The sequence below is a fragment of the Streptosporangium album genome, from assembly GCF_014203795.1.
GTDB lineage: Bacteria > Actinomycetota > Actinomycetes > Streptosporangiales > Streptosporangiaceae > Streptosporangium > Streptosporangium album.
The window spans coordinates 3,568,091-3,590,516 of record NZ_JACHJU010000001.1; the positions used below are offsets into that span (position 1 = coordinate 3,568,091).

Sequence of the window (22,426 nt, forward strand, 5' to 3'; positions counted from 1 at the left end):
AGGCGATATCTCTACGTTACGAGGGGAAGCCCAGCCAGCGCACCCGCTCGGTGCTGACCTTCTTCGCCCAAGACACCGCCACCCACACCCTGATGTATGCCAACGCCGACCTGACCAAGGCCGGCCAGCACGACGAGGTCCTGGCGTTCTGCGACTACTGGCGGGCCGTGACCGGCGCCGACCCCGCCCAGTTGGTGTTCGACGGGCGGCTCACCACCCAGGCCCAGCTCGCCGCACTCAACGAACGCGGCGTGCGGTTCTTGACCTTGCGGACCCGCTCGATCGCGGTCACCCGTCACCTCACCGAACTGAAGACCGCCCAGTGGCACACCGTCCGGCTGGATCGCGACGGCAACCACAAGACCCCCAAAGTGGTCGATGAGACCACCACCTTGTCGGCCTACCCGGTGCCGATCCGGCAACTGCTCATCACCGGCCTCGGCCACGACGAACCCACCGTGCTCATCACCAACGACTCCGACGCCACCCCGAAAAAGATCATCGAACGCTACGGGCGGCGGATGACCATCGAACAACGCCTGGGCGGGGCGATCCGCGCCTTCCATCTCGACGCGCTGTCTTCCGCCGTTCCGCTCAACGGCGACCCCGGCGCCGCCCGCCCGCGATGGATCCACGGTCGAGCTGTCTCCGGTCGCCGCGGCAGGCAAACCGCCGCTGGAGCTCCCATCGTCACGCGCGGAACCGTTCACCGGACACGGGCGGCACCCTCCAGCAGGATGGCGTCGGCTTCGGCCTGGACTGCGTTCAGGTCGTCGGCGATCTCAGCGCCCGCGACCGCGTCGGGCAGCGCGTCCTCCATGCGCCGCAGCGGCCGGTACCAGAGCCCCAGCGCGCCCCAGATCGCCAGTAGCGCGCCGCAGACGACCAGCAGCAGCCCGACGCCGCGCCCCGGCCCCACCCCGACGACGTCGCCGACGACCGTGTCCGCGAGAACGCCGCCCGGGACGAGCAGCGGGCCGAAGACGTCGTCGGCCAGCGCCGGCGCGGTGAGGAACGCCAGCGGCGTCATCGACACCGCCAGCATCTGGTTGGTGGCCAGCACCCGGCCCTGCAGCTCCAGGCCGACCTTGAGCTGGATGATTGAGAGCCAGTGCGCGTTCAGCACGCTGAGGGACGCCCACGACAGCAGTCCGCCGAAGGCCACCAGCGGCAGCGAGGGCCGCAGCCCGACCAGCAGCACCCCGGCACCGAGCCCGATCACGAAGCCGACCATGCCGACCGCGCGCCGCTCGGTACCGCCCCAGAACACCATGACCAGGGAGCCGAGGACCGCGCCCAGGCCCTGCATCGCGGTCACCGTGCCCACGCCCGCGACGTCGCTGAACGACAGCACCGCGGGGACGGTCACGGCCATGGCGAGCATGTTCAGGTAGTTCTGCACGACGAAGAACCCGATCATGATCATCAGGGGGCGGCGCCGGACGAGGAAGCGCCAGCCGCCGACGATGGCCTGCCCGAAGGACTCCTCCAGACGGTAGAACAGCCGCTCGGGGAAGCGGACCAGCAGCAGCGTGCCGAGCCCGGCGAGGAACGTGATGACGTCCACGGCCACCACGCCGTGCAGCCCGACCAGTGAGATGAGCGCGGCGCCGCCCAGCGGGCCGACGAGCATGCCCAGGCCGGTGCCGAGGTTCGCCAGCGCGTTGGCCTGCATGAGGTACGGCTTGGGCACCAGTTGCGCCACCGCCGCCAGGTAGGCGGGCCGGTGGAAGGCCGACACCAGCGACAGCAGCCCGGCGATGACGCCGACCTGCCATACCTCCAGCCGTCCCAGCCACAGCAGGATCACCAGGGCCGCGGTGGCCGCGGCGGAGACGCCGTCGCACACCAGCATGATCCGCCGCCGGTCCACCCGGTCGGCGAGCGCGCCGCCCAGCGGCGCCGCCAGCAGCGACGGCAGCAGGGCGAGCATGGTGACCAGGGCGTAGTCCAGCACCCGGCCGCTTTCCCGGTAGGCCCATACGCCCAGCGCGAAGGAGGTCAGTGCGGCGCCGAGCAGCGACATGGTCTGCCCGGCCGCGACGGTGTAGAAGCGGCGCAGGTCCCGGCGGGCGCTCCCGCCCGCCACCCCGACCTCCCCGACCTCCCCGACCTCCCCGACCGGCTCGGGCAGGTCGCCGCCGGCCCAGCGGTCCAGGCGCTCGGAGATCAGCCGGGCCAGGGTCTCGGCCTGGTGCTTGAGGAAGTAGTGGCCGGCCCGGGGGATCGTGGCCAGCTCCACGCGGTCGGCGAACGCCCCCCACTCGCGGTAGCGCTCCCGGTAGAGCTCGGTCGCGCGGTCCCGCTCGCCGATCACGCACAGCAGCGGCGCCTTGAGCCTGCGCTCCGGGGAGGCGGAGTCGAGGTGGCGGCTGAACCAGGCCTGCGCCTCCTCGACGTCGTGCCTCAGGCCGCGCAGCATGGTCCCGGTGTCGCCGAAGTCCTCGTCCAAGGCGCCCAGCGTGCGCAGGAAGTCGCGCTGGGTGCGGTCGGAGGACCAGCGGTGGGCGGGGAACCTCCGATTCCACCAGGCCGACAGCCGTCCGGGCAGCCGCGCGTCGGGGAAGCTGCCGCCGATGAAGACGCCGGCGACCGGTGTCCCGGACGCCTCCAGCCGCAGCGCCAGCTCGGTCGCGGCGGCCGAGCCGACGCAGTGGCCGTACAGCACGATCGGGCCGGCGGCGCCGGTCAGTTCGGCGGCGATCCGGTCGATCAGCTCCGGCATCGGCAGCGTGGCCTCGTCGGGGCGGGCCGGGTCGTGCCCGGGCAGCTCGACGGCGAGCACCGCCGTGCCGGGGGAGGTGCGGGCCAGCTCGGCGGCGAGTGGCCGGTAGGCGGCGGCCGAGCCGCCGCCGTAGGGCAGGCAGACGAGGGTACGGCTCGCCGCACGCGGACCGCCCAGGCGGTGCAGCAGCCCGGCCGGGGCCTCGGCGCCGCCGTCGAGGTGGGCGGCCAGCTCGCGGACGGTGGGCCGGGTGAACAGATCGATCACCCGCAGCGCCGGGTCGATCTCCCGGACCGCCCGCACCGCGCGGAAGGAGTCGCCGCCGAGGGCGAAGAAGTCGTCGTCGGCGCCGACATCCGTCACGCCCAGGATGCCCGCCCACACCGCCGCGATCCGCAGCTCGGCCGGCGTGCTCGGCGCGGCCCGCTCTCCGGCGGGCGCCGCCTCGGGGATCGGCAGGCGGGCCCGGTCGATCTTGCCCAGCGGGGTGAGCGGCAGGTCGTCGAGGAGGGCGATCGCGGACGGGACCATGTAGTCGGGCAGCCGTTCGCGCATCCCCGCCCGGACCGCGGCGAGATCCACGGACGCGGGCGCGATCCAGGCGGCCAGCCGCCGGGTGCGCCCCTCGCCGACCGGCAGCACCGCGGCCTCCCGGACCCCGGGCTGCTCCTGCAGGGCGGCCTTCACCTCGCCCAGCTCCACCCGGAATCCCCTGATCTTGACCTGGTCGTCGACCCGGCCGAGGAACTCCACGAGCCCGGCGGAGTTGAGCCGGACCCGGTCTCCGGTGCGGTAGCAGCGGGCGGTTCCGTTCACCGGGTCGGGGACGAACCGCTCGGCGGTCAGGTCGGGGCGGTTCAGGTAGCCGCGGGCCAGGCTGGGACCGGCCACCCACAGCTCGCCCGGCACCCCGGCGGGCAGCGGGCGACCCGCGGGGTCGACGATGTGGCACTCGACGTCGGCCAGCGGGCGGCCCAGCGGGACCGATCCCGAGCCCGTCGGCGAGTCGGGCACCCGGCCGCCGAGCACCGAGACCGTCGTCTCCGTCGGCCCGCAGTGGATCTGCACCTCCAGGTCGGGGCGGGCCGCGCGGATGCGCTCGGCCAGCTCCCACGACGTCGCCTCACCGGCGAGGATCAGCAGCCGGCGCGGCAGCATCTGGGCCAGGTCGCCGTGGGCGGCCAGCAGCTCCAGATGGCTGGGCACCATCTTGACCACGTCGACGCGGTGCGCCGAGAGGTAGGCGGCGTACGCCTCCGGGTCGGTGGCGGTCTCCTGGTCCACGAGGTGGACCGCTGCCCCCTGGAAGAGCGGGCCGTACAGGCAGGTCAGCACCAGGTCGGCGGCGATCGTGGAGACCACGCCGTAGGACTCGCAGCCCTCGGGCACCAGCTCGGCCAGGCCGTGCAGGTAGTGCAGCGCCGACCGGTGCTCGATCGCGACGCCCTTGGGCCGGCCGGTGGAACCGGACGTGAAGATCACATGCAGCAGGTGGCCGGGGGTGACGTCGACCTCCACGGGCCCGTCGGATCCGGCAGCCAGCAGGTCGGACAGGACCAGCGCGCCGGGGACCCGGCCGGCGTACTCGCGGTCGGCCAGCACGACACGCGCGCCGGCCGTCTCCAGGATGTAGGCGAGGCGGTCGTCGGGGTAGGTGGGATCCATCGGCATATAGGCGCCGCCCGCCCGCAGCACGCCGAGGAGCGCGGGGACCAGCCATCTGTGCCGGTCGATGAGTATGCCGACCGGCTCGTCCGGCCGTACCCCGGCCGCGACCAGGTGGCGGGCCAGGCGGTCGGCCAGCCGGTCCACCTCGCCGTAGGTGAGCGATCCCGCGGCGTCCACCGCGGCGGTCGCCTCCGGCGTGTGCCGTGCCCGGTCGCCGACCACCTCGTGCAGCGGCCGGGTCAGGTCCATCCGTATCCGCGCGCCCGCGACGGCGGGCCCGGTCACCGGCTCCAGCGGCACGGCCGCCGCGGGCGCGTCCAGGTCGGCGAGCATGCCCTCCAGCAGGTTCAGGTACCAGCTGGTCATGCGCCGCGCGGTCGGCTCGTCGAACAGGTCGGTGCGGTAGGCGAGCTCGCCGTCGTACTCCTCGCCCTCGTTGACGAAGGCGAGGTTGAGATCGTACTTGGTGGTGCGCAGCGAGGCCTGCGCGGGCTCCGCGGTCAGGCTGGGGAAGTCCAGCGCCCGGGGCGGGTCGTCGAGCACGTTGAGCAGCACCTGGAAGATCGGCGTGGTGGCGAGGCTGCGCTCGGGGTGCAGGTGCTCCACGATCCGCTCGAAGGGCACGTCACGGTGGGTGAGAGCGTCCAGCACGGCGTCCTTGGTCCGGGCCAGCAGCTCGCGGCCGGTCGGCTCGCCGGACCTGTCGCCGCGCAGGACGAGCGTGTTGACGAAGCAGCCGAGCATGCGCGCGGTGTCGGGATGGAGCCGGCCCGCCTCGGGCACGCCGACCGGCACGTCGTCGGTGCCGGAGATCCGGCCCAGCAGCTCCTGCCAGGCGGCCAATAGCACCATGAACGGCGTGCAGCCGGTCTCGGCGGCGACCTCGCGGATCCTGGCGGTCAGCGCGGGCGCCAGCCGTACCGGGACGGTGGCGCCCGACCAGTCGGCGACCGACGGCCGGGGCCGGTCCACCGGCAGGTCCAGGACCGGTTCGAGCCCGGCCAGCCGTCCGGTCCACCAGGCGAGGTCGCCCTCCGGCCGCCCGGCCAGCCACGCCGCGTAGTCGGCGTACTGCACCTGCGGCGGCGCGGGCGGCTCGGCCAAGCCGAGCCGCGCCGCGTACAGGGCGGCGAGCTCGGCCAGCGCCAGGTTCCGTGACCAGGCGTCGAAGGCGATGTGGTGCACGGTCAGCGCCAGGACGTGCTCGTCGGAGCCGGTGAGGCGGAGCAGCAGGGCGCGGGTGGGCGGCTCGGCGTCCAGCGCGAACGGGCGGGCCAGCTCCTGCTGCAGCCGCGCCTCCAGCAGGTCGTGGTCGTCGAGGTCCTCGACCGTGATCGGGACCCGGCCGGCGTCGACCGGGACGGCGCCCTCGTCGGTGACCAGGCTGCGCAACACCTCGTGCCGGTCCGCGAGGTCGCGCACGGCGCCCAGCAGCGCGGCGGTGTCCAGCGGGCCGCGCAGCCGTACGGCGGCGGGCACGTTGTAGGCGGCCAGGTCGTCGAGCTGGGCGAGGAACCACAGCCGGGCCTGGGCGGGGGACAGGGGAGCGGAGCCGCCGGTCGCCTCCCTGGCGGGGATCGCCGGGGCGGCCTGGGCGGCGGCGCGGCGCGCGGCCGACAGCCGGGCCGCGAGGGCGCTCCGTCGCTCGTCGCTGACGGTCATGAGACCTCCTCTGCCGGCCTCATGGCCGAGGCACCGTTTCCGTTGACGACCTCGACAGGCCCGGTCATGCCCCCGCCTCCAGGTCGGCCAGCAGCAGGGACTCAAGCCGCGCGGCGTAGTCGGCCAGCGTCCGCCGTTCGAACAGCAGGCGCACGGGCACCCGCAGGTCCAGGGCGTCGCTCAGCCGGGCCGCCACGAGGGCGGCGGTCGCGGAGTGACCGCCGAGGGCGAAGAAGTCGTCGTGCGCGCCGAGGTCGGAGCGGTCCAGCACGGCGGCCCACATCTCGGCGACCAGCAGTTCGGCCTCGGTGCTCGGCGGCACCCGCGGGGCTTCACTGCCGGGTTCGGGCAGAGCGGTGCGGTCCACCTTGCCGGAGGCCGTGACGGGCAGGGCGTCCAGGAGCACCCAGCGGCGGGGAACCATGTAGTCGGGGAGCCGGGAGCTCAGGCGCCGCTCCAGCTCGCCGGTGTCGGTCCCCGGTGGCGCGGCGAGGTAGCCGACCAGGTGGTCGCCGCCGTACACGGTCACGGCCGCGTCGGCGACGCTCTCGCGGAGCACGGTCTCGATCTCGCCCAGCTCGACCCGGTGGCCGCGGACCTTCACCTGCTGATCCCGGCGGCCGAGGAAGTCGAGCGTGCCGTCGGGCCGCCAGCGGGCCAGGTCACCGGTACGGTAGCGGCGCCCGCCCAGCGGGTCCTCGGTGAAGGCCGCGGCGGTCAGCTCCGGCCGGCCCCGGTAGCCCCTGGCCACGCCGGCGCCGCCGATCCACAGCTCGCCGGGTGTTCCGGCAGGCCGCATGCGGCCCGCCCGATCGAGCACGTAGGCCCGCTCCCCGGCCAACGGCGTGCCGATCGACACCTGGTCATCGGCCGGGGCCGTGACCTGGATCATGGTGGAGTAGATCGTGGTCTCGGTGGGGCCGTAGGCGTTCCACAGCTCGGCGACCCGCTCCAGCAGGTCACCGGCGAGGGCGGGGTCGAGCACCTCGCCGATGCCGACCACGCGCACGTCCCCGCCACGCCAGCCGGAGGCGGCCAGCATGCGCAGCGTCGTCGGGGTCGCGGTCATCAGCGTGACCCCCGCCTTCTCGATCCGCCGCGCGACGGCCCGCCCGTCAAGCGCGTCGTCACGGCCCAGCAGCTCCAGCCGCAGGCCGTGGCACAGGCTCACCCACAGGTCGAAGCCGAACACGTCGAACGAGAACGGCGTCAGGCCGAGCATCACGTCGTCGGGCCTGATCCCCGGGGCGATCGTCATCGAGGCGACGAACGCGGCGAGGTTGGCGTGGGTGACCTCGACGCCCTTAGGCCTGCCGGTGGAGCCGGAGGTGTAGAGGACGTAGGCGAGGTCGCCGGGTGCCACCTGTGCGAGGTCGTTGGCCTGTACGGCTTCCGCCGAGGACAACTCGGCCAGGTCGATGACGGTACCGCCCAGCTTCCCGGCCACCGCCAGCCCCTCGCCCGCCGCGATGATCACCTTGGTGCCGGAGTCGTCGACCTGGTGGCGGAGCCGCTGGAGCGGGTGGCCGGGGTCGAGCGGGACGTAGGCGGCACCGGCGAGCAGCACGCCCAGCAGTGCCGCGGGGAGGTATCGGTCGCGGGGCAGGCACACACCCACGCAGGCACCCGCGGCCGTCGGACCGAGCACCGCGGCCACCCGTCGCGACCAGCCGGCCAACTCTCCGTAGGTCAGGACACCGCCGGTGTCGACGACCGCCGGGGCGTGCGGGCGCCGTACGGCCTGCTCCAGCACCGCCTCCGCCACGGTCCGCGGCGCGTCGGCGGGCAGCGGCACACCGGTTCCTGCGGCCAGCAGTGCCGCCCGCTCCTCGGCGCCGACCACCTCGAACGCCGACAGCGGCCGGTCGGGGTAAGCCAGCGCGTCCACCAGCAAGCGGACCAGACGGTCGGCGAGGATCTCGGCCCCGGCCCGGTCCAGGTACTCCACGTCGTACTCGACCTGGAGCTCGGACCCGGTCGCTGTGGCGTTGACGTAGACGATCAGCGGCGCCTGGGCGCTGCCCGCGTCCAGCTCGCCGATCAGGTCCACGCCCACGCCCTCGCGCTCCAGTGAGAGGGGGACCTCCGATGGCTGGATCGAGAGCGTGACAGGCGTCAGCACCGCGCCGGGCGGGCGTTCGACGCGGCCGGCCTCGGACCGTTCCCGCGCGGGCAGCGCGCGGTGGTCCATCGCGCGGGCGGTCACGGCTCCCGCGTGCCGTACGGCCGCGCGCAGCGACAGCCCGTCCTCCAGGCGCAGCCGTACCGGCACCACATCGACCAGCAGGCCGACCACGGCCTCCAGGCCGGGGTCGGCGCGATCGGCCACGGCGGCGCCGAGGACGACGTCCCGCCGGTCGGTCAGCCCGGCGATCAGCATGCCGAGCACGGTCAGGTAGACGGCGAACGGGGTGGCGCCGCAGTCGGCCGTGAGCTCGCCGACCCGCGCGGTCGTCGCCGGGTCGATCCGGCGCACCAGGCGCTCGCCGCGCAGGCGGCTGGGACGGCCGCCCGGGTGGGGCAGCAGCTCGTACGGCGGGACCGCCCCGGCGAGTTCCTCGGCCCAGAAGGCCCGCAACGCCTCGGTGTCCAGAACCGTCGCCTGCTCGCGCAGCGCGACGTCGCCGATCTGGAGCGGCGGCTCCGGCTCCGGGACACCGCCGGGGTGGGTGAGCCCGTCGAGGAGCTCCTGCATGACGACCCCCAGCGACCAGCCGTCGAACGCGGTGTGGTCGGTGAGGAGCACCAGTTCCGCGCTGTCCGGCCCCGACCACAACAGGGTGGCCCGCAGCAGCGGCGACTCCCGGGAGATGTCGAAGTCATGGGTGACCGCGGTCCGCCGCAGCTCGTCGGCCTCCTCCGCCGAAGCCGGGCGGTGCTCGTCCAGTGGCACCGGCACCGGCGGCCTGACCTCGGCGGTCACGCCGCCCACGACAACGGCGCGCAGCGCCTCATGGCGGCGCACGATCGCGTCCAACGCGGCCCGCAGCGGCTCCGCCGAGGTGAGGCCGCGCAGCCCGAGCCGGAAGGCGATGACGGTGGCGCCGGGGTTGTGGCTGACCTCGCGCAGCAGGCACATGCCGCGCTGGGCTTCGGTCAGCGGATAGCTGGTCCGCCCGGCATGGCGGATCAGCGGCGTCACGGCGGCCGGGGCCGCCTCGGCGACATGCGACGCCAGCTCGGCGACCGTGGGCCGCGCCAGGAACGTCGTCAGCGGGACGTGGACCCCGAGCGCGTGCTCGATCCTGGCGCAGATCTTGGCGGCGGCCAGGGAGTGCCCGCCCAGGTCGAGGAAGTGGTCGTGGACGCCAACCCGCTCGGCGCCGAGCACCTCGGCGGTGAGGGCGGCGAGCCGCCGCTCGGTCTCGTCGCGGGGGGCCACATACTCGGTCTCGGTCTCGGCCGCGGCCATGGTGGCGGAGGAGTCCGGGGCGGAGGAGCCCTGGGCGGCGGAGAACGTCACCGCGGGCAGTCGGGAGCGGTCGGCCTTCCCCGTGGGACCCACGGGGATGGCGTCGAGGAACACGATCCTGGAAGGGATCATGTAGTCGGGCAGCCAGTCGCGCAGCCAGGACCGCAACTGCCCGTCGTCGAGGCCGGGACCGGCCGGTTCGACGTAGGCGACCAGCCGCCGGGTGCCCTCCTCATCGGTGGGGGCGAGCACAACGGCGTGGTTCACCAGCGGGTGGCGCACCAGCCTGCCCTGCACCTCGCCCAGCTCGACGCGGAAGCCCGCGACCTTCACCTGGTCGTCGATCCGTCCCTCGTAGAAGTAGACTCCGCCCTCCCCGCGGACCAGGTCGCCGGTGCGGTAGTGACGCACGCCCTCGGCGTCGGTCACGAACCGCTCGGCGGTCAGCTCGGGCCGGTTCAGGTAGCCTCGGCCGACCAGCGGACCGGCCACCCACAGCTCACCGAGTTCGCCGTCGCCGAGCGCCTCGCCGTCGGCACCGCGCACCGACAGCTCCGACCAGGCGTACGGCGTGCCGATCGGCGGTTCGCCCGTCTCGTCCCTGGAGATCTCGTGAGCGCAGCAGTGCACGGTGCACTCGGTCGGCCCGTACAGGTTCACCATGCGCCGCACGCCGGGGTTGGCGAAGACGTGGTCGGCCAGCGCTCGGCTCACCGGCTCGCCGCTGGAGAGCACCGTGCGCACACCCGGGGGCAGCGGCTCCCGCAGCAGCGCGGTCAGCGCCGAGGCCGCCGCACTGATCATCGTGACCTCGTCCCTGGCGGGCAGAGTGTGCAGCGCGAGGGGGTTCTCCGCCATGATCACCGTGCCGCCCAGCAGCAGGGGGAGGTAGAGCTGGGGGACAGACGGGTCGAAGCAGACCGAGGTCGAGGCGAGGAACCCGGCCAGCTCCTCGGCGGTGAAGTAGCCGGCGTCCCAGCGCAGTAGCGTCATCACGTTGCGGTGTTCGATCGCGACGCCTTTGGGGCGGCCGGTCGAGCCGGAGGTGTACATGATGTAGGCCAGGTCGGCCGGGTCGCTCGGCAGGTCCGGATCGCTGTGCGGGCGGTCACCGACCGTGTCCACCAGGATGAGGTCGCGCTCCGGCAGTCGCTCCGACAGCGCCGTGGAGGTCACCGTGTGTGACATCCCGGCGTCCTCGATGATGAACTCCAGGCGGTCGGCCGGATAGGCCGAGTCCAGCGGCACGTAGGCGGCGCCGGTCTTCCAGACGCCCAGGAGCGCCGCGATCAGCGTCTCGTCGCGGTTCAGGCACACGCCGACGGTCGAGCCTCGCCGTACTCCCCGGGAGACGAGTTCGTGGGCTATCCGGTTGGCCTGGGCGTTGAGGTCGGCGTAGGTCGTGCGGGTCGTCCCGGCGATGATTGCCGTGCGCTGAGGGGTCCGTCGCACCTGCTGCTCGAAGGCTTTGTGGACCGGTTCGAGCAGCGCAAGGTTGCCAAGCACCTCTGATCTCCTCTGATGTACGGAAAAGGGTGCATAGGTCGCACGCGGGCAAGGGTGACAAAAGGCGCCCGGCCGAGATAGGGAAAAGATCGCTTTGTTATCTTAACGATATGCAATCGGACATAACTGCCTCTGTGGAATATTTCGACTATCTTGTGATATGTGACACTCGGTAGCTATCGGTGGAGTAAAAGCGTTGTATTGCGACATGCCGGTCGTATGTAAGTAGCTACTTTCCTGCCGTCAAATCATTACATTGTGTAGTAAAGCCATCAATAGCAGCCGACATCCGGGCACCGCTGATGTCCTTTGCCGGTCGGGCAGAAGCCCGGCCACGGCGCGGATGGTGCCAGGTAGGTGATCGCGGTGGCGTGCCAGGGCCGCCGGTTCTCCAGGACGACCGCTCGTCCGAGTGTCCTCACCACGTCCGGCTCAACAAGCCGGCGTCGACGAGCCTTTCCAGGCAGCGGACAACGCGCCCCGCGGCAGGCCGCGCGGTCATCGAGGACAGCCGTCGGTAGGATCACCTTCCCATGGACGCGACCGCAGGAAACGAGATGATTTCCATCCCGTCGGGGCAGGTGACGCTGTCGGACCGGCGGACGCAGCGCAGCTGGTCGGTCGAGCTCGCGCCATATCGGCTCGCGGCGTTCCCGATCACCCAGACGCGGTACGCACAGGTCACCGGCCAGCGGCCGAGTACCGCACAAGGCGACCTGCTGCCCGTCGAGGGCGTTTCGTGGTTGGACGCGGTCCGGTTCTGCAACGCCCTGTCTCAACGCGAGGGGTTGGCACCCGCGTATCACCTTCATGCTGACGTCGAGGCTATCGAGTGGGACGCGTCTGCTGACGGGTACCGGCTACCGACCGAGGCCGAGTGGGAGCACGCATGTCGTTCTGGTACGACCGGCCCGCGGTACGGGCGGCTCGACGAGATCGCTTGGTATCGCGGCAACTCTCACGAGCGCATTCACGACGTGGGCGGCAAGCAGCCCAACGCGTGGGGTCTGTACGACATGCTGGGCAACGTGTGGGAGTGGTGCTGGGACATCTACGATGCCGAGGTCTACGGCACCTATCGGGTGCTACGTGGCGGCGGGTGGTCTGACGAGCGCTGGAGCTGCCGGGCCTCGGTGCGGCGCCGCAGCCACCCGACCTTCCAGATCGACGACGTGGGATTCCGCGTCACGCGTTCCACCTTGCACTGATACGCGCCGTTTGCGATGGCTGCTTCGATCGCAGGGCCGACATGGCGTCGCACCGGGTCGAGGAGCTGATCGCTCGCCTGATCGATCGGTTGGCGCCGCTCGGCAGGGGCGTCGATGGGCGCTCGGTAGACCACATCCGACAGATGTCGTTTGAGGACACGGAAGCTTCCCCTGCCGGTGTCCCGGGTGGTCTCCTGACGTCGTTTCAGCAGAGCGCGGTCGCAGCACTGAACGACAAGCCAGTAACCCATGTACTTGTGTCGTCGGGTAGTTGTGGACGGGTGCGGAGGCGCCAACAGTTGTGAGTGGGCGGGGGGAACGTGGAGCCGGAAGCGCAGTCCCAGGACCATGGGAAGCGGCGGGGGCGGCAGTCGAAACGGCCGGACCCGGATTCAGGTGCGGTGGGGGCCTTCGCGGACCGGCTCTGGCGGCTGAAGCAGGAGGCGGGCGACCCCTCATACGCGGAGATGTCTTCTCGACTCGGTGCGGCGGCCTCGAAGTCGTCGCTGGCCAAGCGCTGTCCAGGGGCGGAGGTTGCCGAGTTGACGGGCCTGTGGATGCGCTGTCAGCCGCCCCGGTAAAAGTGGTGATAGTCCCCGTGCGTTCACCGGAACTCACGCCGCGGAACCGTGTCCTCGTCAGCGTCATTGCCTCAGCCGCGGTCATCGCGGCCGGCCTGATATTTTTTTATCTGTGGATGAACACTGACAAGGGTAATCCTCAGGCTGCGCCGACGCCGACAGCGGGAAAAATCTCCGGTGACGACTCTGAATTCGTGGGTGACATCACGTACCCGGATGGCTCGAAGGTACGGCAGGGCTCTTCTTTCGAGAAAGTGTGGAGAATCCGCAACGCCGGGACGGTGTCCTGGGAGGGCAGGCGTCTGGCTCGCATGAATACCGGGCCATGCCGATCACCCGAAGCGGTGGACATACCGTCGACGGCGCCTGGTCAGACAGTGGACATCATGGTGCGGGTGCGAGCTCCGAACAGACCTGGAAACTGCCGCATCTACTGGAAGGTGATCGATGCGCGGGGACAGACGCTGTTCCCGCTCAAGCGCCCGGTTTTCCTGGACGTCCAGGTGGGTCCGTCTTGACCTGCGGATTCATTTGTCCAAAGTCCAAGCGGTAGCCTTGGACAGGCTTCGGATAAAGATCCCTTGGTTGGTCGGCGGGCCATGCGCCACCATGGTGGATATTCCGGAATTTCGTATCACCGGGATATGACCCGGCGCATTTCGTATCGCCGGTATATCACCTGGCGCGACACGGAGCGTTTTCTGGATCGCGAAGCGCCGCAATCCGCCATGAGCGCCGAAATCCGTCCACGAAGGGAAATCAACGATGACCAAGGTAATCCGTTCGCTGGCCGTCGCAGCAGGTGCGTTTGCCGTGCTGGTGCCGTTCGGCGGTGCTGCTCAGGCCGCAGAGGCGAGTGCATCCACGAGCAGGGCCGCGAAGGTGGTCTGCAATGCCCCCGGAACCGGAAACACCACCGTTTGGGGAAAGTGCAAGAACAAGGGCACCACGACCGGTAAGGCACGTCTGGTGTACTGGTGCGTCAACGGGATCGGCAACGGCTCGAAGCAGTACAACACCGGGTGGAAGAACATCGCACCTGGCAAGACGGTCAAGTTTGTGGGTGAGTGCACTTTCAAGGCACGCAACCCTTATATCCAGGTCGGCTGACTTCGCCCGGCCTCGCAGGGGCGCCCATCGCGGCGAAGCCCCGCAGGCCGGTTCCTCCGGGTGCCCGGTCGGACCCGCCGTGAGCGGGCCTGACCAACGGGGAGCCTCAAGGCTGGTCTGGTCCGATCAGTGCCGCGTGGGTGGAGTGCATTACGATCCACAGCCGTGGCCGAACTGGACTTCCTGCGCACCATCCGTACGGACTACGACGCGATCGCCGTCCGTTACGCCGAGTTCGTCAGCACGCACCTCCAGGCCAACCCGCTGGACCGTGCGATGCTCGCCGCGTTCGCCGAGCTCACTCAGGCCGCCGGCGCCGGACCGGTCGCCGATCTCGGCTGTGGCCCGGGCCATGTGACGGCATACCTGCACTCTCTCGGGTTGACCGCCTTCGGCGTCGACCTGTCACCGGAGATGATCGCGCTGGCCCGTCAGGCGCACCCGAGTCTGCGGTTCGACGAGGGATCGATGATCGCCCTCGACCTGACGGACGACGTTCTCTGCGGCATCCTCGCCCGATACTCGATCATCCACACCCCACCGGAGCGGCTACCGGAGGTGCTCGCCGAGTTCCACCGGGTGCTCGCCCCGGGCGGCCACCTGCTGCTCAGCTTTCAGGCTCATGACGAGCCTTCGGAGCTGGCGGAGGCCTTCGACCACACCGTGTCGCTCGCCTACCGGTGGTCACCTGACCGTGTCGCCGGCCTGTTGCGCGAGATCGGGCTCGTCGAGGTGGCCCGGCTGGTGATCGCCGGGGGCGAAGACGCCAAGCGGGGTTTCCCGCAGGCCCACCTGCTGGCCCGCAAGCCGGCCGACATCAGCCGATCATGATGCTCGGCGCTCCGTATGCCGGCAGTCCCCTATCCGGATCGCTGTGATCAAAGACTCGTCCCAACAGGCATGTGGGGCGTAGAGGCCGACCGGTCAAGAGCACCTGACACGGTGACCTGGTGTTCGTCCACACGCACTTCACCGTGGACGAGGGCGACCGCGGCATGGCCGGCGCGTCGTCAATCCTCCGGCTGAACCGTCTTCCCTGTCGTTATATGCCGATTTCGTGACATTTCACCTTTTCTAATATTTCGTGACTCCTGTTGCGCTAGATGTAGATGCTGCTTTTGGTGCTCATCTGGCGAAAAGTAGACAGGAGTTATGAAATGTCGTATTTGTCAACAAATGTGAAATTGAGTCGCAGGGGGGTTCTCCGGGTCGGAGCGGGGACCGTAGCGGCTCTCGGTCTCGGCGGCTCGCAGATTGCCCACGCAGCGGCGCCGGCACGCCGATTCGAGCTGACGTCATCCCCCGCCGCCCTGATGGTGAACAAGGCCCTCCACGACCAGACGGTCCTGCAGTCATTCGCCTTCGACAACGTCCACGGGCACATGTACACGGTGCAGGTGAAGAACGGTGCCGGATCGCCGGCCGCCGGGGACCTGTGCGTGACCAAGCTCAGTCTCACCGGCACGATCCTCGGTCACATGTATCTCATGGGTTTCGGGCACGGTGTCCAGATCGGTGTGGAACCATCCGGATCGTCGGCCTATCTCTGGACCGAGACCGACGGCGTGAGCGACGGCGTGAACGCGTGGGGCAGGAAGCTCGCCCGGTTCCCGTTCGTCAACGGCCAGACCCTCACCACGTCATCCTCGAGCCTGCGGAAATACGCGCCCATCGCCGGCGCCACCAGCACGACGTGTGCCATCGATCCCTCAACCAACCGGCTGGTCATGCGCCATCGGCGGGCAGGCGCGGCACGTTATGCGGTCTACGACCTGTCCACGATCAAGGCGGGCGGCTCCACCCCGCTGTTCGATATCGCCGAGCCCCCGGGTCTCGGTGTCTTCCAGGGCTACACCGCTCTCGGACAGCATCTCTACATGTTCGACGGGACCGCCTACAGCGCTTCCAACCCCACCGGTGACACCCATCTCACGAGTGTCGATCTCACCACGGGCAAGGTCGTGCAGCGTTCGTTCACCGCGGCGTGGAAGTCCCTGAACTATCGCGAGCCTGAGGGCATGGCCATCCAGCTCGCCGGTGGTAACCCCCGGCTGTGTTTCGGCTTCGCCTCAGGCGGGGCAGGCGCGAGGAGGACCAGCATCATCTACAAGAACGGGCTCGCCTGACCGTCCGGCGGGGGCCGCCTGAGCGATGAGCGGGGACTGCCGCCTCCTTCCTTCCCGCCCTCCGGGCCGGGCGTTCTGCGACCGTCTGCGGCGACCGTCCATGGGATGCGCACCTCCCACCGAGGTGTCCGGCCCACCGAGGTGCCCGGCCCGCGCTGGCCGCGGGCCAACGTGCTCTCCGCGCGGCAGTACCTCGGTCGGCTCGCCCATCTGCCCGGCAGCCTCCCTCGCTCCGTGTCGCCCTCCTCCACTGATCGGTCCGATAGCCGCCAGCGCCGACGGCCGGCCCGAACCACGATGAGAACATGGAATACCAGTTCAGGGCGATCGAGCCCGAGACGTTGAAGCGACTGCGTCACCTGGACGACGCCGGACGGCCGCCCCGGCCCTATCTCGACGTCGAGGGCGGCAGCCCGATGCGCTGCTGTCTGGGACGTGCCCGGCCGGCAGAGGAGATCGTGCTGGCGGCGTACGCGCCGTTGCGGGGCTGGGCGGCCCAGACGGGTGCGGATCCCGGCCCCTACGAGGAGCTGGGACCGGTCTACATCCACGCGGAGCCGTGTTCCGAACCGGCCCCCGGCTACCCCGCCGCACTGGGCGGCCCACTACGGGTCTTCCGCGCCTACACCGCCCAGGGGGACATCCACGGTGGCCGCCTGCTCGCCGACGGCCTGTCCGCCGATCCGGACGCCGCCCTCGCGGTCCTGGACGAGCTGTTCGCCGACCCGGAGGTCGCGCTGGTGCACGCCCGCGCGGTGGAGTTCGGCTGCTTCCTGTATGAGGTCCGCAGAAGCTGACCGCAGGTCCGTAGAAGCTGACCACGGGTGAGGAGATCGCCCGCTTCTTCGGCGACTTCGAGCTCATCCCTCCAGGTCTCGCCAACGGGCGGAAGGAGGAGAACGTGTGGCCGTTCTCCGACCCCGAGACGGCGATGTTCGTCGACGAGGGGATGGCCCGTATGGGGTACGTGGGGATCGGCCGCAAGCCCTGACGGCCTGGAAGTGCAGTTGCAGGCCAACTGCCGGGAACGGGACGTGTTTCTCATCCAGCCGCTCGTCCCGCCGGTCCAGGAGAACCTCGTCGAGCTGCTCCTCATGCTGGACGCCGCCAGAGGGGCATCGGCGGCCAGGACTACCGTGGTGATGCCCCACTACGCCTACGCGCGGTCGGACAAGAAGGACGCTCCACGCATCTCCATCGGGGCGCGACTGGTCGCCGATCTCCTGGTGGCCGCGGGAGCCAGCCGGGTGCTGACCATGACCCTGCACTCGCCCCAGGTGCACGGGTTCTTCAGCGTTCCGGTCGACCGCCTGCACGCCCTGCGCGAGCTGGCGGCCCACTTCCGCCGGTACGACCTCCAGCGCCGTCGTCGTCGCCCCCGACCTGGGCAACGCCAAGGCGGCCGCGGCCTTCGCGCGCCTGCTGGGGGTCGAGGTCGCGGTGGGGGCCAAGCAGCGGTTCAGCGACGCCCGGGTCGTCATCAGCTCGGTGATCGGCGACATCGCGGGCAAAGACGTCATCGCCCTGGACGACGAGATCGCCAAGGGCACGACGATGGTGGAGTTGCTCGACCGGCTCCGCGAACGCCGGGTCAACTCGGTGCGCATCGCCTGCACCCACGGCCTCTTCACCGACGGGTCCATCGACCGTCTGAGTGACCAGCCCGACGTCGAAGAGATCGTCTGCACCAACACGGTGCCGATCCCCGACTCCAAGCCCGACTCCAAGCTCCGGGTCCTGTCGATCGCCCCCCGCGCTCGCCGAGGCCATGCGCCGCATCCACGACGGCGAATCGGTCAGCGCCCTGTTCGACGCCTCCTGACCCGTTCCCCCAACACCACTACACGCCCGGCTCCGGGCGCCGTGTCGCGCATACCGGCCGACATGCGGTTTCCCCTGTCCACGGCCGGACGTCGGACGGCGAGGGGAGCACCCTCACCGGCTGATCGCCGCCCACAGGGTGTCGAACTCCTCCTCGGTCAGGGAGTTCAGGCCGAAGTCGTCCGGATAGATCGGGCCTTCGGCCAGGAAACCGTGCTCGTCCTGGAGATGCCGCCACGAATACCGGCGGGCGAGGCCGTCCGATCCCAGCTCGGCATGCCGGACCGGCCAGTACTCCCCGCCGTCGTCGATGACGGTCTCGAACAGCCAGATGCGGCCGTCGTCGTCCACCCCGTGCCAGTACAGGTGCGGCCTGTCGCTCTCGTCGAGCGCCCGAATGGCACCCTTGCGCCGGTCCTGCAGCATTGTGCTCCTCAATGTCAATCAAAAGGCAATCAAGGGCACATACGCTGCCCCTTGTCATGTTGCGTGTTCTCGGTCCGCTCCAGGCGGAGGTCGACGGTCGTGCGGTGGATCTGGGCACCTCCCGGCAGCGGGCGGTGGTGGCCAGGCTGGTCGCCGCGGGCGGATATGTGGTCTCCACCGATCGTTTCATCGATGACCTGTGGCGAGGGCAGCCCCCGCCCAAGGCGCTGGCCGCTCTTCACGTGTATGTGTCTAACCTGCGCCGGGCGCTCGAACCCGGACGGCCACCCCGGACTCCCGCCACCGTTCTGGTCAGCGCGGCTCCGGGCTATCGTCTCCGGCTGGAGCCGGAGCAGGTGGACGCCTGGCTGTTCCCCCGGCTGGTCGACTCCGCCGCGGCCGCGCTCGCCTCGGGCGACGGGGCACGAGCACTCGATCTGGCTGATCGGGCCCTCGCGCTGCGGCAGGAGCCGGCGTCCGCCGAACGCCGGACCCCGAGCCGGCCGCCCGGGCAGACGTCCAAGAAGTCCGAAAGGTCGGTAGACGGGCAGACCGGAGACCAGGGGCCCGATCGACGGTGAGTTCGAGCGGGCGGAACGGTCCTACTCGACCGTGGCCGAGTGGATGGCCGCGCCCGGTGGCGCCAACGCCACCGGGATCGGCATCGCCGGCCGGTTCGTGGCCCGGCTGGCCGGAGACCTGCCGCAGGACGTCCCGGAGCTGGCGGCCATGCACGGGTTCATCCCGCAGGATGTCTCCGAACTGCTGGTCCGCGCACTGGGCGCGCAGGGCGGCGCTGGCTCAGACGTCGGCGAGAGGGCCGAAGACGAGCCGCTGACGGCGCCGGCGGCCCGCTCGATGACGGGCCAGAGCACCTGGTCCTCCATCGTGTGGTGATGGTGGATGCCGTGGCAGAGGGCGGTGATGAATCCGGCGATGGCGATGGCGATGGCGATGGCGATGGCGGTGGCGCGGGCCGGGTCGGCCGGACGTCGGTCACTCCGGCACGGGCACCGCGTCGGCGGTGCGGCGGAGGCGTCGCCGCACGGGTCCGGACCGCCGGTATGGGCTGGTTTCCGGGGAGCTCCGACGGCGGAGGTGTGGTGATCCGGGTGGTCCTCGTTTGATTTCGCATCGCGCTGCCGAGGCGTGTATGGTTACACCTGTCCGCAGCGCGAAAGCGAAGCAGACAGGCCCCTTTAGCTCAGTCGGCAGAGCGTCTCCATGGTAAGGAGAAGGTCTACGGTTCGATTCCGTAAAGGGGCTCTATAGCCTAAAGGCCCTGACCATTCGGTTAGGGCTTTCGGCTTGGGTGGGTCCTGACGGCCGCCCAGAAAATGCTCAAGGTTCCCGCCGAGCGAACGGGCATACTGGGGAAACTCAGAAGCGATAGCCCTGACCTGCACAAGTACGTAGGCACTCAGCGCGTCGGGTATCCTTGCGGTGGCCGGTCTGTTCAGACGGCCCAAGGCGGAGTAGCTCAGTCAGGCAGAGCAAACGGCTCATAATCGTTGTGTCGCCGGTTCAAGTCCGGCCTCCGCTACTACCCTCCCGGGTTCCCCGTCAAAGGGGGAGTCGGCGTGGGTTGTCCCAGTCCCAAACGTAGAAAGGCACTCCCAAGTGGCTGCCACCGACGTTAGGCCGAAGATCACGCTGGCCTGCCAGGAGTGCAAGCACCGCAACTACATCACGCGGAAGAACCGGCGCAACGACCCGGATCGGCTTGAGCTGAAGAAGTACTGCCCCAACTGCAAGACGCACCAGGCGCACCGCGAGACCCGCTAAGTCTCTGCGAAGCCTCCCGGTTCTCGCCGGGAGATGGGTACTTCAGCAGCACTCACATACTCAACGCAGACCGGCGCCCCCGTTCGGGGCGCCGGTCTGTCGTATCTGTACAGCTTTCGCGCCCGGGTGTTGACCATGCTCGACAGCCGGTGCCGGACCCGGGGCGGGCTACGGTTTCCTGGTGGCCGATCCCGGGGACGTACGCCCCGGAATCTTGTTCTGTCAACGTCGGCCTCACCAGCTCGATATCCGTAAGGGAGCACGATGGCTCTGAACCGCGATTTCGTCGGGCGGGCGTCCGCGCCTTCCGCGCCCTACGAGGTCAGCCGCGTGAAGATCGCAGAATTCGCGACGGCGATCGGCGACGACAACCCGATCTACCGGGACAGGGAGGCCGCCCAGGCCGCCGGTCATCCGGATGTGATCGCACCGCCGACCTTCCCCATCGTGTTCAGCCTGGCCGGCGGGACGGTCCTGGCCGACCCCGAGCTCGGCCTGAACTTCGCCATGGTGGTCCACGGCGAGCAGCGCTTCGAATACCATCGGCCCGTCCACGCCGGGGACGAACTGGTCAGCGTCTTCACGGTGACCGACATCCGCAGCGTCGGCCGCAACGAGCTCATCACCGTCAAGAGCGACGTCACCACCGTTGACGGCGAACCCGTCTGCACGACCTACAACACCATCGTCGAGCGCGGAGGGGCGGCCTGAGATGGCAGCGACTGTGAAATACGACGAGGTCGAGACGGGCCAGCAGCTCCCGCCCGCCGACTACCCGGTCCGCCGCGCCAACCTGGTGATGTACGCCGGCGCCTCCGGGGACTTCAACCCCATCCACTGGAACGAGCGGTTCGCCAAGTCCGTCGGCCTCCCCGACGTCATCGCGCACGGCATGTTCACCATGGCCCAGGGGGGCCGGTACGTCACCGACTGGGCAGGCGACCCGGGCGCGGTCGTCGACTACGGCGTGCGGTTCTCCTCCATGGTGGTCGTCCCTGATGACGAGCAGGGCGCCGTCATCACGGTGAGCGGCGTCATCGAGGAGAAGCTCGAGGACAAGCGCGTGGTGGTCGCCCTGACCGCCAGGTCCGGCGACTCCCGGGTCCTGTCCAGGGCCCGTGCGGTGGTCCAGCTCTCCTAGCCCCTCGCCTCGCGGACCGGGGGCTGATTCTTCCCCCGGTCTGTGGGTAGCGTCCGGAGATGAGCGAAGTACCACCTCACGTGACCGGGCTCGCCGAGCGGCGGGCCGAGGCACGCAGCAACCGCGACTACGACGGGGCCGACGCGCTCCGCGGTGAGATCGAAGCCGAGGGCTGGGTCGTCCGCGACACCGGAGACGGCTTCGAGCTCACCCCCAGGCCGCCCTTCGAGGTGTGGCCCACGGTGAGTTCTCTCCCCATGTCGGCAGAAGGCGACCGGCCGGGTGGCCGGGCCGGTTCCGCGGGCTCCGAGCCCGCCGGCCGTGACGTCCCCCTTACGGACGCCGGACGGGTCGCCGAGACCCAGGCTGCGCCCCGGCAGAAGCCTGAGGGCGCGGAGCTCGTGGGCCGCTCGGAGGAGAACGAGGGCGATCCCGGACGGATGGTCTTCTCCCAGTTGCTGTGGGACGCGAGCCTGTCCGTTTCGCGGCTCGATGAGGCGATCACTCCGGCCGAGCACGAGGAGCCGGTCACACCGCCGACCGTGACGGTCGGGCTCGTGGTCGACGGCTGGCCCGACGACCTGCGTGACTGCGTCCGCTCCCTGGTCGCCCACACCGAGGCCACGATCCTCTGTCTGGACCTGGGAGACGTCGACGGCGCCGGTGCCGTCCTGGAGCAGCTGGTCGAGGAGTTCCCCCGCAGGGTGAAGAGCCGGCACGTGGCCGAGACCCCGCACTGGAGGGGAGGGTCGGCGGGCTGGGGCGAGAGCCGTGCGAAGTTGCTGGAGCTCGACACCTCCGACGTGCACGTCGTGATGGAGACCTCCACGATCCTGGACGGCGACGCGATCACCCCGCTGGTCAAGGTGCTGACCGATGATGTGGCCGCGGCGGGCTGGCAGGGCGTGAACCCCGGGGCGGACGGCCACGACTGGCATGAGGCGGAGCCCGGCGAGGTCCGCGGGCTGCTCGGCTATCTGTTCGCGGTCAGGCGTGACGCCGCGCTCGCGGCGGGTGGGTTCCCTGAGGACGCCCGCTACTACCGCAACGCCGACCTGGAGTTCTCCCTCAGGCTCCCCGGGACCCTCGTCGCCCTGGGCAAGGACCTGCCGGTCCATTCAGAACGGCACCGCGGCTATCACGACGTCGATCCCGATTACCGTGACAGGGAGTCCCGCAGGACCTATGACCGGGTGCTGAGGCTGCTCCGCGACACGTAGGCTGGTCCGGGATTTCGGCCGGGTGTGGGGAAGCG

At 70.3% G+C, this 22,426-nt stretch carries 16 protein-coding genes, 2 tRNA genes and 2 pseudogenes; 16 read left to right on the forward strand and 4 right to left on the reverse strand.

Annotated features, from left to right (window positions below; translation table 11 throughout):
- Positions 1–11: 11 nt before the first annotated feature.
- From FHR32_RS17125 to FHR32_RS17135, 3 genes are all read right to left on the reverse strand, one after another.
- Entirely contained in the window at positions 12–710 is a 699-nt protein-coding gene (locus FHR32_RS17125) for a hypothetical protein (RefSeq protein WP_184755224.1), read from the reverse strand.
- Positions 707–6,055 (reverse strand): non-ribosomal peptide synthetase/MFS transporter, encoded by a 5,349-nt coding sequence (locus FHR32_RS17130; RefSeq protein WP_184755225.1) that lies wholly within the window; start codon positions 6,053–6,055, stop codon positions 707–709. The genes FHR32_RS17125 and FHR32_RS17130 overlap by 4 nt, the downstream gene beginning before the upstream one ends.
- A 64-nt stretch (positions 6,056–6,119) precedes the next feature.
- On the reverse strand, positions 6,120–10,973 hold the full coding sequence (locus FHR32_RS17135; protein ID WP_184755226.1) for a non-ribosomal peptide synthetase: 4,854 nt from the start codon (positions 10,971–10,973) through the stop codon (positions 6,120–6,122).
- Between the two features lie 533 nt (positions 10,974–11,506).
- Here FHR32_RS17135 and FHR32_RS17140 point away from each other — a divergent pair.
- The 8 genes and pseudogenes from FHR32_RS17140 to FHR32_RS44465 form a co-directional block, all read left to right on the forward strand.
- A complete protein-coding gene (locus FHR32_RS17140) occupies positions 11,507–12,181 on the forward strand; it encodes a formylglycine-generating enzyme family protein (protein WP_184755227.1) in 675 nt (224 codons plus the stop codon).
- 553 nt (positions 12,182–12,734) lie between these two features.
- A complete protein-coding gene (locus FHR32_RS17145; protein WP_184755228.1) occupies positions 12,735–13,280 on the forward strand; it encodes an NBR1-Ig-like domain-containing protein in 546 nt (181 codons plus the stop codon).
- A gap of 247 nt (positions 13,281–13,527) precedes the next feature.
- Complete coding sequence (locus FHR32_RS17150) at positions 13,528–13,872, forward strand: hypothetical protein (RefSeq protein WP_184755229.1); 345 nt, start codon at positions 13,528–13,530, stop codon at positions 13,870–13,872.
- 165 nt (positions 13,873–14,037) lie between these two features.
- On the forward strand, positions 14,038–14,703 hold the full coding sequence (locus FHR32_RS17155) for a class I SAM-dependent DNA methyltransferase (RefSeq protein ID WP_312882412.1): 666 nt from the start codon (positions 14,038–14,040) through the stop codon (positions 14,701–14,703).
- A 482-nt stretch (positions 14,704–15,185) separates the two neighbouring features.
- Positions 15,186–15,998, forward strand: coding sequence for a phage baseplate protein (locus FHR32_RS17160; RefSeq protein ID WP_221465439.1), 813 nt, complete (start codon positions 15,186–15,188; stop codon positions 15,996–15,998).
- Between the two features lie 305 nt (positions 15,999–16,303).
- Positions 16,304–16,795, forward strand: coding sequence for a DUF1203 domain-containing protein (locus FHR32_RS17165; RefSeq protein ID WP_184755231.1), 492 nt, complete (start codon positions 16,304–16,306; stop codon positions 16,793–16,795).
- A gap of 237 nt (positions 16,796–17,032) precedes the next feature.
- Positions 17,033–17,287 (forward strand): annotated as a pseudogene (locus FHR32_RS44460) (ribose-phosphate pyrophosphokinase-like domain-containing protein); the annotation flags it as partial.
- A 94-nt stretch (positions 17,288–17,381) separates the two neighbouring features.
- Positions 17,382–17,645, forward strand: a pseudogene (locus FHR32_RS44465) (phosphoribosyltransferase family protein); the annotation flags it as partial.
- A 288-nt stretch (positions 17,646–17,933) separates the two neighbouring features.
- On the opposite strand, the gene FHR32_RS17175 reads toward FHR32_RS44465, so the two are convergent.
- Positions 17,934–18,245 carry a hypothetical protein gene (locus tag FHR32_RS17175; RefSeq protein WP_184755232.1) on the reverse strand — a complete coding sequence of 104 codons (312 nt, stop codon included), beginning with the start codon at positions 18,243–18,245 and terminating at the stop codon, positions 17,934–17,936.
- A 56-nt stretch (positions 18,246–18,301) separates the two neighbouring features.
- Here FHR32_RS17175 and FHR32_RS17180 point away from each other — a divergent pair, with 56 nt between their 5' ends.
- From FHR32_RS17180 to FHR32_RS17215, 8 genes are all read left to right on the forward strand, one after another.
- Positions 18,302–18,826, forward strand: a complete 525-nt coding sequence (locus tag FHR32_RS17180; protein ID WP_246466183.1) for an AfsR/SARP family transcriptional regulator — start codon at positions 18,302–18,304, stop codon at positions 18,824–18,826.
- A 31-nt stretch (positions 18,827–18,857) separates the two neighbouring features.
- Positions 18,858–19,142 carry a hypothetical protein gene (locus FHR32_RS17185; RefSeq protein WP_184755233.1) on the forward strand — a complete coding sequence of 95 codons (285 nt, stop codon included), beginning with the start codon at positions 18,858–18,860 and terminating at the stop codon, positions 19,140–19,142.
- Positions 19,143–19,438: 296 nt separating this feature from the next.
- Positions 19,439–19,511, forward strand: a tRNA-Thr gene (locus tag FHR32_RS17190).
- 203 nt (positions 19,512–19,714) lie between these two features.
- Positions 19,715–19,788, forward strand: a tRNA-Met gene (locus FHR32_RS17195).
- A 77-nt stretch (positions 19,789–19,865) separates the two neighbouring features.
- Positions 19,866–20,030: a 50S ribosomal protein L33 gene (gene rpmG / locus FHR32_RS17200; RefSeq protein WP_030921771.1), complete on the forward strand. Its 165-nt coding sequence runs from the start codon at positions 19,866–19,868 to the stop codon at positions 20,028–20,030.
- 264 nt (positions 20,031–20,294) lie between these two features.
- Entirely contained in the window at positions 20,295–20,741 is a 447-nt protein-coding gene (locus FHR32_RS17205; protein WP_184755234.1) for a MaoC family dehydratase N-terminal domain-containing protein, read from the forward strand.
- Between the two features lies 1 nt (position 20,742).
- Positions 20,743–21,171 carry a MaoC family dehydratase gene (locus tag FHR32_RS17210; RefSeq protein ID WP_184755235.1) on the forward strand — a complete coding sequence of 143 codons (429 nt, stop codon included), beginning with the start codon at positions 20,743–20,745 and terminating at the stop codon, positions 21,169–21,171.
- Positions 21,172–21,230: 59 nt separating this feature from the next.
- Entirely contained in the window at positions 21,231–22,391 is a 1,161-nt protein-coding gene (locus FHR32_RS17215; RefSeq protein WP_184755236.1) for a glycosyltransferase family 2 protein, read from the forward strand.
- Positions 22,392–22,426 lie beyond the last annotated feature (35 nt).

Coding starts and splice junctions, on each gene's coding strand:
- FHR32_RS17130 (WP_184755225.1), bottom strand. CDS start 6,055: ATGACCGTCAGCGACGAGCGACGGAGCGCCCTCGCGGCCCGGCTGTCG.
- FHR32_RS17140 (WP_184755227.1), top strand. CDS start 11,507: ATGGACGCGACCGCAGGAAACGAGATGATTTCCATCCCGTCGGGGCAG.
- FHR32_RS17150 (WP_184755229.1), top strand. CDS start 13,528: ATGACCAAGGTAATCCGTTCGCTGGCCGTCGCAGCAGGTGCGTTTGCC.
- FHR32_RS17160 (WP_221465439.1), top strand. CDS start 15,186: ATGGTGAACAAGGCCCTCCACGACCAGACGGTCCTGCAGTCATTCGCC.
- FHR32_RS17165 (WP_184755231.1), top strand. CDS start 16,304: ATGGAATACCAGTTCAGGGCGATCGAGCCCGAGACGTTGAAGCGACTG.
- FHR32_RS17175 (WP_184755232.1), bottom strand. CDS start 18,245: ATGCTGCAGGACCGGCGCAAGGGTGCCATTCGGGCGCTCGACGAGAGC.
- FHR32_RS17180 (WP_246466183.1), top strand. CDS start 18,302: ATGTTGCGTGTTCTCGGTCCGCTCCAGGCGGAGGTCGACGGTCGTGCG.
- FHR32_RS17205 (WP_184755234.1), top strand. CDS start 20,295: ATGGCTCTGAACCGCGATTTCGTCGGGCGGGCGTCCGCGCCTTCCGCG.
- FHR32_RS17210 (WP_184755235.1), top strand. CDS start 20,743: ATGGCAGCGACTGTGAAATACGACGAGGTCGAGACGGGCCAGCAGCTC.
- FHR32_RS17215 (WP_184755236.1), top strand. CDS start 21,231: ATGAGCGAAGTACCACCTCACGTGACCGGGCTCGCCGAGCGGCGGGCC.